The sequence below is a fragment of the Marinomonas transparens genome (assembly GCF_016463975.1).
Lineage (GTDB): Bacteria > Pseudomonadota > Gammaproteobacteria > Pseudomonadales > Marinomonadaceae > Marinomonas > Marinomonas transparens.
The window spans coordinates 324,105-337,647 of record NZ_JAEMNX010000003.1 but is presented as its reverse complement, the minus strand read 5'-3'; the positions used below and the strand labels follow the sequence as shown (position 1 = coordinate 337,647).

Annotated in this window: 15 protein-coding genes; 8 read left to right on the top strand and 7 right to left on the bottom strand. The window is 43.7% G+C overall.

The features are described from left to right. The 4 genes from I8J31_RS06345 to I8J31_RS06330 all read left to right on the top strand — a co-directional run. A partial coding sequence (locus tag I8J31_RS06345) for a hypothetical protein (protein ID WP_233402610.1) occupies positions 1-324 on the top strand: 324 nt, incomplete at its 5' end. 717 nt (positions 325-1,041) lie between these two features. Continuing rightward, complete coding sequence (locus I8J31_RS06340) at positions 1,042-1,416, top strand: hypothetical protein (RefSeq protein ID WP_199467429.1); 375 nt, start codon at positions 1,042-1,044, stop codon at positions 1,414-1,416. A gap of 34 nt (positions 1,417-1,450) precedes the next feature. Next, positions 1,451-1,792 carry a LysE family translocator gene (locus I8J31_RS06335; RefSeq protein ID WP_199467428.1) on the top strand — a complete coding sequence of 114 codons (342 nt, stop codon included), beginning with the start codon at positions 1,451-1,453 and terminating at the stop codon, positions 1,790-1,792. A gap of 392 nt (positions 1,793-2,184) precedes the next feature. Further along, entirely contained in the window at positions 2,185-2,829 is a 645-nt protein-coding gene (locus I8J31_RS06330) for an OmpW family outer membrane protein (RefSeq protein WP_199467427.1), read from the top strand. Between the two features lie 208 nt (positions 2,830-3,037). Here the strand turns inward: I8J31_RS06330 and I8J31_RS06325 are convergent, their stop codons facing one another. Next, a complete protein-coding gene (locus I8J31_RS06325; protein WP_199467426.1) occupies positions 3,038-4,519 on the bottom strand; it encodes a metallophosphoesterase family protein in 1,482 nt (493 codons plus the stop codon). Between the two features lie 358 nt (positions 4,520-4,877). Here I8J31_RS06325 and I8J31_RS06320 point away from each other — a divergent pair, with 358 nt between their 5' ends. Beyond that, a complete protein-coding gene (locus tag I8J31_RS06320) occupies positions 4,878-5,849 on the top strand; it encodes a sensor domain-containing diguanylate cyclase (RefSeq protein WP_199467425.1) in 972 nt (323 codons plus the stop codon). Positions 5,850-5,858: 9 nt separating this feature from the next. Here I8J31_RS06320 and I8J31_RS06315 read toward each other — a convergent pair whose 3' ends face one another. From I8J31_RS06315 to I8J31_RS06300, 4 genes are read right to left on the bottom strand one after another with little or no spacing between them, the layout of a single operon-like run. After that, positions 5,859-6,989: an ABC transporter permease gene (locus I8J31_RS06315; RefSeq protein ID WP_199467424.1), complete on the bottom strand. Its 1,131-nt coding sequence runs from the start codon at positions 6,987-6,989 to the stop codon at positions 5,859-5,861. Beyond that, positions 6,979-7,929, bottom strand: a complete 951-nt coding sequence (locus I8J31_RS06310; RefSeq protein ID WP_199467423.1) for an ABC transporter ATP-binding protein — start codon at positions 7,927-7,929, stop codon at positions 6,979-6,981. Before I8J31_RS06310 ends, I8J31_RS06315 begins: the two co-directional genes overlap by 11 nt. Next, complete coding sequence (locus I8J31_RS06305) at positions 7,926-8,873, bottom strand: HlyD family secretion protein (protein WP_199467422.1); 948 nt, start codon at positions 8,871-8,873, stop codon at positions 7,926-7,928. The genes I8J31_RS06310 and I8J31_RS06305 overlap by 4 nt, the downstream gene beginning before the upstream one ends. Continuing rightward, on the bottom strand, positions 8,870-9,547 hold the full coding sequence (locus tag I8J31_RS06300; protein WP_199467421.1) for a TetR/AcrR family transcriptional regulator: 678 nt from the start codon (positions 9,545-9,547) through the stop codon (positions 8,870-8,872). Before I8J31_RS06300 ends, I8J31_RS06305 begins: the two co-directional genes overlap by 4 nt. Before the next feature lie 248 nt (positions 9,548-9,795). On the opposite strand from I8J31_RS06300, the gene I8J31_RS06295 reads away from it, so the two are divergent. Then, the gene (locus I8J31_RS06295; RefSeq protein ID WP_199467420.1) at positions 9,796-10,629 is read left to right on the top strand and encodes an SDR family oxidoreductase; all 834 of its coding nucleotides are present in this window, start codon (positions 9,796-9,798) and stop codon (positions 10,627-10,629) included. Between the two features lie 13 nt (positions 10,630-10,642). On the opposite strand, the gene I8J31_RS06290 is transcribed toward I8J31_RS06295, so the two are convergent. Together I8J31_RS06290 and I8J31_RS06285 are read right to left on the bottom strand one after the other, a co-directional pair. Next, the gene (locus tag I8J31_RS06290; protein ID WP_199467419.1) at positions 10,643-11,647 is read right to left on the bottom strand and encodes an alpha/beta hydrolase; all 1,005 of its coding nucleotides are present in this window, start codon (positions 11,645-11,647) and stop codon (positions 10,643-10,645) included. 20 nt (positions 11,648-11,667) lie between these two features. Then, a complete protein-coding gene (locus I8J31_RS06285; RefSeq protein ID WP_199467418.1) occupies positions 11,668-11,955 on the bottom strand; it encodes an HlyU family transcriptional regulator in 288 nt (95 codons plus the stop codon). A gap of 212 nt (positions 11,956-12,167) precedes the next feature. On the opposite strand from I8J31_RS06285, the gene I8J31_RS06280 reads away from it, so the two are divergent. Together I8J31_RS06280 and I8J31_RS06275 are read left to right on the top strand one after the other, a co-directional pair. Continuing rightward, positions 12,168-13,145 (top strand): LacI family DNA-binding transcriptional regulator, encoded by a 978-nt coding sequence (locus tag I8J31_RS06280; RefSeq protein WP_199467417.1) that lies wholly within the window; start codon positions 12,168-12,170, stop codon positions 13,143-13,145. Between the two features lie 164 nt (positions 13,146-13,309). Continuing rightward, on the top strand, positions 13,310-13,537 hold the full coding sequence (locus I8J31_RS06275) for a VF530 family protein (protein WP_199467416.1): 228 nt from the start codon (positions 13,310-13,312) through the stop codon (positions 13,535-13,537). The last annotated feature ends 6 nt before the right edge of the window (positions 13,538-13,543 follow it).

Sequence of the window (13,543 nt, the reverse complement as noted above, 5' to 3'; positions counted from 1 at the left end):
GCTTACATTACGATTCAAGACAGACCTTTTGTTCGGCGGGCGATGGGCCAAGTTATGAAAGCAACGACCACCACGCCTTTACCAATGGGTGCTCAGGTCAAGCAAGCCGACCTAGACCAGTATCAAGCATTGGGTAAGGCCACCCAGCCCATGGCGCCCGACGAAGACTTGCTGGTCTTGCCCATTCATGAAGTCAGCAAAACCATTGAAACCTTAGCCCTTTACCGAGACAAGGTGATCGAATTACATGGCTTGTCAGTCTGGATGGAGCAGCACATTAGCAACCTTCATGCTTACATCAACCACCAGTTTATGGATGGTTAAGTACTATTATTGATAGCAAGCAGTGCAAAAAAATAGCCTTCTGAATCAGAAGGCCATTTTGTTTTCTGGTAGGAGAAAAGGTACATTTAAAGCGAGTATTCCTTACCGCAATGGCTTACCTTGCTGTTACTTGAAACTCTCCGAGCAAGGCGTTCAGCTTGAGCGTGGACGTATTGTAAAGTGGGTGTCAGGGTTAATTTTTAGGGAGATTTTAGTTTTCTTATTAATTGACCTTGGTCTTTTCTAGTTAATTTTTATGAATACAAGAGTCACGATCTAATAGGCTGCCCACCTCTCAAAGTTAATCATATCAGGCAATCTGGTTAAGGATAATCTTCACCAGAGTGTCTAGGCATGCTCTGATCGTCGCTTTGTTATACCGTGACATGCGGATTGGCGAACGCTTTTGATAGCGTACAATTTATTCATAAATTAACTATTTTTGAGTCATGTGATGGTTGGGATTACGGCAACCGAGATGCTTGATAGTTTATAGCGGCTTATTGATAAAACGGCAGCCTTGCATCAAGCAGTCATGCTTACAGGTAAACGTAATTATGTTGTTTTAGTATCTGAATAAGGTGGGTCTGCTATTCAGGAAACACGGTTTTTGCTGTCAGTACCTACCATACGAAAGTCTATACTTGAAGGAATGGACACTTCTGTTGGTGAATGTGATGATGGTGCTAATCTATTTAAAGACAATGAGAGAGAATAATGGGAATCACGAATCAACAACCAGAAAAAGCACGAGGTTTTTTAATCGTTGCTTTTGCCATTTTAATATTTGTTACCATGCCTATCATGGCAATGACTTATTTCACGATACCGGAAGCCATTATTAAGATTTATCCTAAAGCATCGGTGGGTCTGCTCTATTTTCTCGGTGTGTTGAATGTGTTTAGTATGGTATTTACCTCTTTAGTTTGGGCATGGAAAAAGATAGGGGTTTATGGTTTTTTTGTCGTACTCGCTGTATCGCTCTTGATTAACTTATATATCGGTGTTGCTGCATCTGAGTTTTTAGTCAGTTTAACTGGTGGGGCAATTTTACTTTTTATTGTTCAAAATCGATGGGAACAGTTTGAATAGCAGGCGTTGCTTAACGTTTTGCTAAGGAGTATATATGGATAATTACTTATTGTATGTCGGTGTGGTTGTTGCCACCGTTCTCTTATCTGGTCAAGCGCTTCTGTTAACCATTAATAATGTCATCCAACATGGCTTGCTTAAAACGCTTTCAGGCATGTTTGGCATTGCCTTGGTGATTTCACTGGTTGCGGCTATTTCAGCAACCAGTTTAGGCATTATTTTATCCAGTTTGGCCATGGCATTTAATGCCATAAAAATTGCTGGCGCTGTTTATCTAATTAATCTAGGTATTAAAATGTGGTGTTGTAAGGCGTCCCATTATGTGAGTTCTAACAAGACCTTTGCACGACTGCTGTGCGCACCAATAGAGTGTTAAAATAGACTCAAACAGCTCATTTACAACCAATAAACTCCGCTTTTTCATCTATTTTTGCCTCGAAAACAAAATCTAAGCTCGCCCGTTCTTAGGGTAGTCAACCCAGCGGTTTGGTCGCGTCCAGTAAATAGGTTCTTCGTCGACGTAAAAGAGTGCAGTTTCTAAAAGTGTATTGTGTTAATAAATTGTGTTTTCTTGTCCCTGATGCTGCTTGTTTTTTTATATTTACTTTTTTCAGTTTATTGATTTGATGCGTTGCGCATACCAAGTTTTATTTGTTTTACATTGCTTACTTCTTTAAAATATAAAGATTATAAAGCATCGAAATATTGTAAATTTTTCTTTTCTTAAGGTTCAGCTATATTTATTTTTTAAAAAATAAGGACATTAATATGCTATCTAGATCTTCTTCTCTCTTAACTGTCGGTTTGCTAAGTTCAGCCATGTTTATGTCTGCTAATGCTATTGCACACAATGCTGATGACTTTTTCGTTCGTGGCGGTTTAGCTTATGTTGCTCCGAATGAAAGTAGCGATGTGGTTTTGGGAGATAGTGAATTAGAAATTAATAATGTATTAAAAATAGGCGCTACATTAACTTATATGAAGTCTGATAATGTGGGGTTTGAAGTGTTACTTGGTTTGCCTTTTACCCATGAGGTTAGCTTGAAAACGTCTGGGCATGTGGCTAACGTTTCTCACTTACCTCTTTCTGTTGTAGCTCAGTATTATTTTGCAGACAGTGACAGCGACATTAGACCCTATGTGGGTGGCGGCTTTAACTACACCACCTTCTTAGATGAAGAAGGGGTTGGTGCGTTAGCAAGCGCAGACGTGTCTGTTGATAATTCTTTTGGTTATGCGATACAGGCTGGTATCGATATTGACCTAAACGATAAATGGTTTGCTAATACTTCTATTTGGTATCTTGATATCGATACAGACGTTCATGTTAATAATTTCCCTGTGAATGTTCCGCCAATTAAAACAACCATCAACCCATTAGCATTTCTTGTGAGCGTTGGTTACACGTTTTAAAACGTAGCTTAGAAGCGCGTTATTCAATAATGTTTAAGGCTATAGAGTTTTATCGTCGCGGCTTATCAGGTCTTCTGATAAGTGACTGGCGATATTTATTCATCCCTCATTTCCCTAAGCTTTCGACTAAAACGCATTGTACTCAAGAGCACAATGCGTTTTTTTATGGAAAATAGCAGATCTTAAAATGCCGTTGTTCAGATCTGATCTATTTTGTTAGCAGGACTTGATAGGCTTGCTCGAAATCGCTCAAGGGCAAATAGCTGGCAGGATCTCGCTCTCTGATACGCCAAGCATTGACTGTCATTTGTAATTTCTGATCGACCTTTTTAAAGCCAATAGTCATAAAGTGCTCTCGGGTACGTTCCTTTGGATAAGCTGAAAATAGAAAGCCTTTTTTGGTGCTTATCGCAAAATTTTTGTCATAGGTTACTGCTTGTTGCTGCCAGCCTGTTGGTAAAAAATCGACAGCGGGGAATTGCTCAGGGCTGAATTCAGGGCCTGTTGTGGCTATGCCGTTTAAATAGGTCAAGTTCGACATCGGAGAGGAAATAATTTCAGTGAGAGTTGCCCCTTTTTCACCTATTGGGCAGGAAGCGATCCGCCCAAAGTGGACATCGCCAGACAAAACAACAATGTTTTGTCCACTACTGCCTAACGCCTCTAGCAAGCGTTTGTATTGCGCCTTATAACTGAGTAGGTTCCTTTCCGTTTTGTTGATGTTAACAATAAGCGGTTGGGGAATAACCAATACACCTGGGCTGGTTAGTGATTCCGCCCAATTAGTCAGTTGTTTAAAGGTCGCATGGGGCAAGAAGGTATTTTTAGAACGGTATGAGCGCAAGTCAGCAAGGCAAAAGGACAGATCATTTCCAATTGTAAAGGTTTCAACTCTTGGTGAGCGCTGTATGTTTTTAACCGCGTCTTTTGCCGCTTTCGTCCAAGTTTCTCGTACCCCTTTTAATTTTAGAGCGAGCAGTTGTGGAATGAGAGAATCATGAAATGGGTAGTCATTCCAGAATTCATGGTCATCTGGCAACATCCAGGTTGCCCCTCGATTTAGTATGCCACCCAATAATTGCCAGTTGGTTGCGTAGTCATCACCAATGCGTTGCCTGATTTCATCAGGGTCTCTTGAAAGGGAGTCGAAACCTATGTCCAAATACACCTGATCGCCTGTTAAGAAGGTGATGTCAGGTTTGACTTCATCATCACCTCTTTCATAGAGGGCTTGATAGGCTTCTGCTGCGCGTCCGCCGTCTCGGTGAGGGTAAAAGCAACTGGCTAAACCGATAGTAAAAGAGGATTCACTCGAAATGCTTTCAGGTAAGGTGTTGAAATAGGCATTTCTAAGATGGACCCAGCCAACGGGTAAGGTTTCTTCTTCGGGGGAGATATAGCGTTCAAAGCGAACTGTATAGGCGGTGTTTGGTTGTATGTCATCGAATGTTTGTAGTGAGACAAAGCGCTGTGTTGTATTGCGAAAAGGTCGTTTCCAATCGGATGTTGTAATGTCTTTTGTTTGTATTACTTCACCATTTACAAGCAAACAAACGCGAGCCATTTTGGGTTTGATAAGGGTAGTGTAGAGTGATCCGACCCATATTTCGACGCTTGTAGAGGTGACTCTGTGTACCGCAATCGCCCATTTACTGGTGTCTGTTTGGTACTCTTGGGTAGTATCTGCCATGGTGAAATCCTTGTCGTATTGAAAGTTGTAATAGGCTAAGCAAAATAATGGAAGCCAACTCTAATGACCAGACTATATTTTGTAAAGCTTGTAGAGGGTTAAATCTAGGAAGGAGTAAGCGGTCTTCTGTTAGTCCCCAAGCCAAGTAACTTGGTTTGCTGTCATTGAGTCGTCGCCATCGTAAATAGCTCTCATGATTCGTCCTTCCGTGGCGCCACAATGGGGTGTGATTTCGGCAGCCATGACCAGAATGGAAAATTGAAAGGGAGGGATAGTTTAGTATTCTTGTACATTTTTTAATCGTTGCTATAGTTAATTAATCTTCTCATTAGCTGATAGGTAGTCATAAGGAATTGATATGCTGACGCCCAAAATACCCAAGAATGAAGCCGAACGCTTACACGCTTTAAGAACACTTCAAATTCTTGATACCTCCCATGAGGAGCGGTTTGACCGTGTTACTCGCATGGCCAAGCGTATGTTTGGTGTTCCTATTTCTTTAGTGAGTATTGTGGATGAAAATCGACAGTGGTTTAAATCCAGTCAAGGCCTAGACGCGACAGAGACACCGCGGGAGGTGTCTTTTTGTGGTCATGCGATTAATCAAGATGGGTTGTTTATCGTGCCCAATGCACTGGAAGATGAACGTTTTTTTGATAATCCACTGGTCACTGGTAGTCCCAATGTTTGCTTCTATGCGGGCTACCCTCTAAAACTTCGACCCGGTATCAACCTAGGTACCCTGTGTCTGATTGATTCTAAACCCAAGATATTAGAAGAAGAGGATAAGCTTTTATTAGAAGACTTGGGCGCGATGATTGAGCAGGAAATTAAGGCGATACAATTGGCCACTTTGGATGAATTGACGATGATCTCTAACCGACGTGGTTTTTTTTCGTTGGCAGAGCATGCTCAACAGGTGTGTATTCGTAAAAACATGTCGATGACTTTTATTTTATTTGACCTAAATGACTTTAAACCAATTAACGATTTGCATGGCCACCATGAAGGCGATTTTGCATTAATTCAGTTTGCCGAGGTGATGCAAAATACATTTCGAGAAAGTGATGTGATTGGTCGCTTGGGTGGTGATGAATTTGTGGTGATGTTGTCGGATACTGATGCTGAAGAGGTGAAGGCGATTTTAAAACAGTTTGATGATGCCATTATTGAAATGAATCAGCGCATTGATAAACCCTATAAAGTTTTATGCAGTGCAGGTGTGGCGACTTTTTCAAGCGATATAAGCAAATCATTAGATGACATGATAGAAGCCGCTGATGTGGCCATGTACGAGCATAAGAGTGCGAACAAACTAAAAATAAGCTGAGTCTAGCCGCTATTCCAGTTTCTTTTTAAAGCGTAATGACGCAATGATTATTCCACCTACCGTAAACAAGCCTAACCATAACGCATCTTCACCTAGTAATAGAATACTGGCGTCTCTTAAGACAATCGCGCGAATCATACGCATAAAATGAGTGACGGGCAGTGCTTCCGCTATCCATTGGGCGGCGACTGGCATGGCGTCATAAGGGAACATAAAACCTGAAAGCAAAATAGACGGTAGCAGAATGAAGATGGTCATCTGCATTGCCTGTAGTTGGTTTTTGGCAATGGTGGAGAGCACCAGACCAAGGGTTAAGCTGGCAAAGATAAATAAAATGGAGCCACCTAGTAGTGATAGCAGATGGCCTCTAATAGGCACGGAAAAGACCCAGTGACCAACGCTTAAAATAATACTGACCTGTATAAGGCCGATTAAAACATAAGGCGTAATTTTGCCAATCATCAATTCTATCGAACGTACTGGTGTGGTGATTAAAAATTCCATATTGCCGTGTTCGTGCTCCCGAACGATAGCGGCAGAGGTGAAGAGAATCATTGTCATGGTAAGAATGACAGCGACTAATCCCGGTACGATGTTGACCACGGTTCTTTGCTCAGGGTTGAAGTATTGCACTACTTCAAAGCTAGGGGCGGTTCGTATTACCGCATGATTAGCCACTTCGTCTAAGGGCATATTTCGCAATGCTCGAATACTTGAGGCAATCACCGTATCGGAGCCATCGACTATCCATTGCCCCACCGGTCGAGTGAGCGGTGAGTTAGGTTGTTGATGGTCGTATAATGGATGGCTGAATAATCGACGAGTCAGATCAGCTGGTAAATAAAGTACGGCTTTAATTTCGCCTCGAGTAATGGCTACTTCGGCTTCTTTTATGGACCGATAACGAGCAGTGAAGTTGACAGATTGGGTGGCGGTAATCGCGTGTGCAATGGCTCGGCTTTCAGAGGTCTGACTGAGGTCGATCAAGCCAACGGGTATGTGTCGCGCCGTGGTGTTGATCGCGTAACCAAACAACATAAGTTGTACCAGGGGGATCATGATGATCAAGCCGAAGGTCATTCTATCTCTGGACAGTTGTTTTAATTCTTTGGTGAAAATAGCATAGATTCTAATCCACATGACGACCTCCGGTGCAGGCGACAAAGACGTCTTCAAGGCTAGGGCGAGCCAATAGGGCTTCCCGACCCTGACTGAGTTGTGAGATGAAATTAAGAGGGTCAGCTACTTGTTGCTTTACTAATACCCTAAGGTGGGAGCCAATTTGTGCGGCGGATAGGATGTCAGGATGCTGTATTAGGGTCTGTTTGAACTGCCTTAACTGATTACCACTGACTTCCACCACGGTGGCAGGCATGGCGTCCATTAAGGCTTGAGGTGAGCCGTCCGCGCGTTTATTTCCTTCTTCCATAATAGCGAGAGCATGGCAGCGTTCGGCTTCGTCCATGTAATGGGTGGACACCAAAATGGTGGTGCCAGCGTCGCAAAGGTCGAACAATCTTTCCCAGAATTCCCGACGGTTTTCAGGGTCAACAGCCGACGTGGGTTCATCGAGAAACAACAGTTCTGGGGAATGCAATGTGGCACAAGCCAAAGCGAGGCGTTGTTTTTGGCCGCCGCTCATGGAGCCAGCGAACTGTTTTGTCTGCTTCTCTAAGTCGTATAGGGCGAGTAGTTCTTCGATGCGATTTTTTTTCTTCCGCCCAGCGAAACCATAGATGGCACCAACAAAGTTGAGATTCTCCTGTACGGTTAGGTTGTCGTATAAAGAAAACTTCTGCGTCATATAACCAATGCGTTTTTTGAGGGATTCCTCATGCCCTAGCAGTGGCTGGCCTAAAATATTGACCTCACCTTCACTGGCTTCTAATAAACCAGTGAGTAGACGAATGCTGGTGGATTTACCACAGCCATTTGGCCCAAGAAAGCCATAGATACTGCCTTTAGGGATTTTTAAATCGAGCTTGTTGACTGCAATATTGTCACCAAAGCATTTGCTCAGCCCTTTTGCCTCGATGACGTATTCTGTCGGCTCTAGTTCTTGGTGAGCTGAGGCATTCATGGTAAACGCACCTCAACCGCTAAGCCAGTAGGCAGTTGTTCAGCTTTAAGCAGGTCAATGTCAGTCAGGTGCATAAGGCGTGCTCTGTCCCGCTCATTGAGGGCATAAAATGGAGTATAAGCAGGTTGTGAGCGGATATTGCGTATTCGTCCTTGGATGGGCGTTGCTATGCCATCGGCAAAGACGTCTATCATATCGCCTGCTTTGATTTTTGTTAACGCGCTGGCGGGCAAATAGACCCTTGCGTAAGGCTGGCTAGCAGACAGTAAACTAATTAATTGTGTGCCAGCGGCCACGCGATCTCCTTGGTGCCATGGGAGGGTATCTATGGTGCCATCTATAGGGGCTTTAATGCTTAGGTCTTCGCGGGCTCTTTCTTGCCATAACAAGGCGGCCTGTGCGGCTTGAACTTTCGCGTTAGCCTGTGCAATGTCCTCTTCACGGGCACCATTTTTTAGTTCTAGCCATTGGTCGTGTGTCTGTTGTGCTTTGGCCTTAGTACTGTCTCTGGCAGCTCTTGCTGTATCGAGATCCGCTTTACCTACCACCTTGCTTTTGTAGAGTTTACTGACTCGTTGATATTTAAGCTCCGCTTCTTTACTGGCCGCTTGAGTCGCTTTCAGGGCCGCTAATGCGGCGCTTAATTGCTCCGGTCTGGTACCTGCGGTAAGGACACTAAGGGCGGCGTTCGCTTGGGCAAGTTCTGCTTCACGCTGGGCAATAAGGGCATCAGCGCTGCGTGAATCCAATTGCAGTAGAATATCACCTTGGTAAACCTGCTGTCCTTCGCTTACGTTGACTAAAATAATTGGCTCTGAAGCGGGGGCCGACAAGCTGATTCTGTCGCGCTCGATATTGCCCATTGCGTGAGAGCCATCATCTGTTTGGCAGGCGGTTAACGATAATAACAAAAGGGACGAAAGTAAAATAGGCAGGGGTTTCATGATAGTTTGCCTTTATTTTTGTTAGAGACTGGTATAACCGGAGAGGTGAAAAGACCCTGTTCTAACAAGGTCTGATTATGATTGGCTAAGTCTAATAACCAGTCTTCTTTAAGTTTGACCCCGAGTTGATCTTGCAAATATTGGGGGGCTAGGACAGGAAAGATCATTAGGCTTATGAAGCTGAGACGTACCCATTCTGAGTTGAGGTTGGGGTTGATCTTGTGTTGTTGTTCAAACGCGTCGATCCATTTTTCAGAACGTTTGAGTAGGTTATCGATAACGCCGGTTAGGATGGAAAATACCTGTGGGTTGTCTGGTTGGTTGAGGACCTGTTGGATGAGCTTAGGCAGCATAGGGCTGGTGGCAATCATCCGGTAATAGGTTTGCATAAGAAGCAATGGGTTGGGTGGTGTGTTTGGGCTTAGGTCCATTTGCAGTTGTTTGAGCACTGGCGCTAAAGTTTCTTGTATTGCGGCTGAGAATAAGCCCGTTTTTGAGCCAAAGTAATAGCGAATCATCGCCGCATCGACTCCCGCCGCGAGAGCAACTTTTCGGGTTGATACCTTGTCAAAGCCATACTCTGAAAAGCAAAGAATGGCGGCTTCGATAAGGCTGGCGCGTACTGGCTCCTGCTTTGTCCCCGATTGTTTTGGGCGGCCTATTTTAATTGTCATTATTGGCTCCATACATTAATTCATCTAGTGATGAATATAGGCTATTTATGAACAAATCGTTATCAAAGTAATTCCTCAAAACATTGCTTATTGGGGAATTCTCTTGAGAAGTCTTCGTTTCGAGAGACTGTGTAGGTTAAGAGGGAGACCAAGTGTTTGAGTAGGTTTACTATCCAGTCGTTATTACATGGCTGCAATGCTTTTTGTTAGTATGCAAAGATCGACTATTTTTTATTAAGGGATTTTTCATGCAGTATTCCATTCTTATTACTGGGTGTTCTTCAGGTATCGGTTTAGAGGCCGCGAAAATGCTTCAGCAACGAAACTTTTTGGTGGTGGCGAGTTGTCGTCATCAGAAAGATGTTGAAAAACTAAAAGCGCAGGGCATTAAGCATGTGGTGCAGTTGGATCTGGCTGACTCGGCGTCAATTGCCAAAGGACTAGAAGATACCTTGGCCATTACTGATGGTCATTTATATGCTTTATTCAATAATGGCGCGTACGGACAGCCGGGAGCCGTGGAAGATTTGCCGGTTGATGCGCTAAGAGCGCAGTTTGAGAGTAATTTTTTTGGCACCCATGATCTGACGACGCGAGTGTTGAAGCTCATGCTGGAGCAAGGTTATGGTCGTATTGTGACGAATAGCTCTGTGCTAGGTTTGGTTGCCGCGCCGTTTCGTGGTGCCTATAACGCCAGTAAGTTTGCTGTGGAAGGGCTAATGGATACCTTGCGTTTGGAATTAGCGGATACCCCAATTCATATTAGCTTGATTGAGCCGGGGCCGATTGAAAGCCGGTTTAGGGCCAATGCTTTGGTTGCGTTAAAAGACAATATAGATACTAGGAACAGCCGTCATAAATTGGGCTACGAAGAAGCCATTGCACGACTCAGTAAAGAAGGCCCTGCCTCATCCCACACTTTACCGGCGAGTGCTGTTGTCAATAAATTGATACATGCGTTGGAGTCAACAGTCCCTAAGCCTAGATATTACGTGACAACCCCGACTTACGTTGCCGGTGTGTTAAAGCGTTTGCTACCGACACGTTTACTGGATTGGGTGATGGTTCGTCAAGGCGCTTAATGTATTTTATTCATTAAGCGGTTTTCTCTAACCAATCTTTTATAGCGGCAAGGTAGTTTTCTCTTATTGGCTGAGGTGAAAGGTAAAGGTCATGATAGCCTTTGGGAATGCTGGCTGTTGTTAGTTGGCTAAACGTCGCTTCAGCGGCTTCTTGCATGCTGTGGATGTCTAGCACGCCATCTCCTTGTCGCATCTCTTCGACCTGTTCTTTTCCTATAGTGCTGTTGTCCGAATGGCATAACAAGGTTGGCAAGGTAATGGTTTGCTTAGCCAGATAACGTTGTGCTGTGATGATTTGCTTTAGCCAATGAAAAGATAGGGGGAACCCCTCACTTGGCTTCCAATCTAGTCGATAATCCCATTCACCAGCAAAGCTGGTATGCAGGGTTTTTGCATATACTGTTGGCTTATTGGCTGGTAGTGAGCAAAAAGGACACAGAGAAACTAGGGTATGAATGGGCCAGCTTAAGCAACGGATGGCGTTGGGTGACAGTGGCAAAGCCAGAAAAGGGCTGTTAAGGATTAAGCGGCTGATTGTTGGAAATGCTTTGCCGTAATGCTGTTCTTTTTCGGTGATATTCTGTGTTTGTGCTAAGTAGGTAGAGGCGATTAAGCCACCAGTAGAGTGGGCAAGTATCACCACATCGTCAATACCGTCTTTTTTCATTGTTGCTAAGGCGATGTTTAAGTCTTGTCCATATTGAGCAATGGATTCACACCAATTAGGGCGCACTGAAGGCCGGATGGATCGACCATAACCTTGCAAGTCTATGGCATAAAAACGATAGCCTTGCTTGATAAAGAATTCAGCAAGGCCAGCTTGGAAAAAGTAGTCTGTGTAACCATGGATATACAAGATAGCTTGCTTTTTATCCGGGTTACCTTGGTGGTGAATAAGAGTGGTATCGGTAGGGTATTTGGGGCCGGCAAAGGTGAAGGTTCGGGAGCGGAAATCCACGCCCAATAGGTCTTCACTTTCAGTTACCTGTTGCCAGTGTTGTCCTATTGGTTTTCTCATGCTCTTACCCTTTTCTAATGTTAGCCAAAGATACGGTCGCCAAGTTGATCAATTGTGAGCTTCGTTTTTCGCATGGTGATTTCGATACATTCGTCGCGATTTGGCATTAAATCAGAGCGAATAAATTTGTGAGTCTGTTGTTCTTCGCCTTCCCCCTTGGTAATGGTGGCGGCAACTCGATATTGGCCACCGTCTTTCATTGGCGCAGGGGTGATATTAAAACCTTTGTATTCAACGACTTCTTCACTTGCTTCTGGTGTACTTTCGCCACCAGCAAATAGGCTCTTAAGGCCTGATAATATACCCATTAATCTATTCTCCAATGTTTAAGGCTGAGTTTTTCTTATTGTTCGTGATGCTATGTAATGGCCTCACGCTATTTTCGGACATTTGCGCAATTAGTCAAATGGTCTTATTGTTTCGTGCTGGGAATAACGATCAACTTAACCATCGAATTAAAAAACAGGGTTATAATGCTTGACCGTCATAAATTGAACAAGGCCTGTGTGTGAGTAAAAAAATGAGTACCATTACGCATGTAGCGGAGAGTGCTGGAGTGTCTAAAGCGACAGTATCTCGTGTGCTGAGTGGTACGACACCTGTAAAAGAGGCAACTCGCGCTCGAGTGTTAGCAGCGGTTGAAGCGCTTTCATTCAGTCCTAATCAGGCGGCTCGCTCGTTGGCTAGTAAGAAAACTTACACCATAGGTTTGGTGACATCTCATATTGATACGGCTTATTACGGTCCTGCGACCAGTGGGATAGAAAGCGCTCTACGAGGTGATGATCGACATGTCATTCTCGCCTGTGGCAATGGCTCTTTAAAAGGTGAGCGTGATGCTGTGGATTTTTTGGTTAAACGTCAAGTGGATGCGTTGGTGTTGCTTACGGAGTATTTATCGACAGAAGAAATCGCAAAGATAAACAGCCGTTGCCCTGTGTTTGCATTAAATCAGCACTTTCCTGATGATGAGGGGCATGTGATTTCCTTTGATGATTTTGCTGGTGGTGAAATGGCGACTCAACACCTTATTGATAAGGGCCATGCAAAAATCGCGATAGTGACTGGCCCCCTATGGAAACGCGATGCCTACCAGCGCCTCTTAGGTTGTCAAAAGGCTCTCAAAAAGTCTAAAACTCCCCTTATTTATCAGGGAGAAGGGGATTTTAATGTTGAGTCAGGTATGGCTCATATGACCGCTATTTTAGCGCTAGAACAGCGTCCTTCTGCTGTTTTTTGTAGTAATGATTTGATGGCTATGGGCGCATTACATATTTGTGTTCAGCAGGGCATAAAAGTCCCTGAAGAAATGGCCATTATTGGCTTCGATGATTTGTCCATGAGCCAGTATTACACTCCCTCTTTAAGCAGTATAAAACTCCCTCTTTATCAAATGGCGGAAGCCACCGCTAGGCTATTATTGAATGCTATTTATGGCACTCATTATCCTATTCAAAGTCACTTCTCCCCTGAGCTGATTGTTCGCCAATCGACGTGATATGACCACTGGTATTAAGTTGGTTTCTGTTCGGTTGTATCATGTATTTTAGGAGGTGAATATTAATGTTTCTTGTCCATTTTGGTCCACAAGACGGTAAGGGCTTGCTGTATACTGCTGGCTTTAAAAACGAATCTTCACATAATAAGTAGGAATGTCCAGGTATGAGCGGCACACAAGCCAATAACCCTTTACATGGTTTGAAATTGGAAAAAATCGTCACAGATTTAGTTGATCATTATGGTTGGGAGGAGTTGTCTTTTCGCATCAATATCAATTGCTTTAAAAGTGACCCATCCGTGAAATCGAGTCTGAAATTTTTGCGTAAAACGCCTTGGGCAAGGGATAAGGTGGAAGCCTTGTTTTTACAAACCTTTAATAGTGGATGTTAAATCGGA

What these genes read in the sequence shown, in the direction of transcription:
- I8J31_RS06340 (WP_199467429.1), top strand. Translation starts at nt 1,042, where the DNA reads ATGGGAATCACGAATCAACAACCAGAAAAAGCACGAGGTTTTTTAATC.
- I8J31_RS06335 (WP_199467428.1), top strand. Translation starts at nt 1,451, where the DNA reads ATGGATAATTACTTATTGTATGTCGGTGTGGTTGTTGCCACCGTTCTC.
- I8J31_RS06330 (WP_199467427.1), top strand. Translation starts at nt 2,185, where the DNA reads ATGCTATCTAGATCTTCTTCTCTCTTAACTGTCGGTTTGCTAAGTTCA.
- I8J31_RS06325 (WP_199467426.1), bottom strand. Translation starts at nt 4,519, where the DNA reads ATGGCAGATACTACCCAAGAGTACCAAACAGACACCAGTAAATGGGCG.
- I8J31_RS06320 (WP_199467425.1), top strand. Translation starts at nt 4,878, where the DNA reads ATGCTGACGCCCAAAATACCCAAGAATGAAGCCGAACGCTTACACGCT.
- I8J31_RS06315 (WP_199467424.1), bottom strand. Translation starts at nt 6,989, where the DNA reads ATGTGGATTAGAATCTATGCTATTTTCACCAAAGAATTAAAACAACTG.
- I8J31_RS06310 (WP_199467423.1), bottom strand. Translation starts at nt 7,929, where the DNA reads ATGAATGCCTCAGCTCACCAAGAACTAGAGCCGACAGAATACGTCATC.
- I8J31_RS06305 (WP_199467422.1), bottom strand. Translation starts at nt 8,873, where the DNA reads ATGAAACCCCTGCCTATTTTACTTTCGTCCCTTTTGTTATTATCGTTA.
- I8J31_RS06300 (WP_199467421.1), bottom strand. Translation starts at nt 9,547, where the DNA reads ATGACAATTAAAATAGGCCGCCCAAAACAATCGGGGACAAAGCAGGAG.
- I8J31_RS06295 (WP_199467420.1), top strand. Translation starts at nt 9,796, where the DNA reads ATGCAGTATTCCATTCTTATTACTGGGTGTTCTTCAGGTATCGGTTTA.
- I8J31_RS06290 (WP_199467419.1), bottom strand. Translation starts at nt 11,647, where the DNA reads ATGAGAAAACCAATAGGACAACACTGGCAACAGGTAACTGAAAGTGAA.
- I8J31_RS06285 (WP_199467418.1), bottom strand. Translation starts at nt 11,955, where the DNA reads ATGGGTATATTATCAGGCCTTAAGAGCCTATTTGCTGGTGGCGAAAGT.
- I8J31_RS06280 (WP_199467417.1), top strand. Translation starts at nt 12,168, where the DNA reads ATGAGTACCATTACGCATGTAGCGGAGAGTGCTGGAGTGTCTAAAGCG.
- I8J31_RS06275 (WP_199467416.1), top strand. Translation starts at nt 13,310, where the DNA reads ATGAGCGGCACACAAGCCAATAACCCTTTACATGGTTTGAAATTGGAA.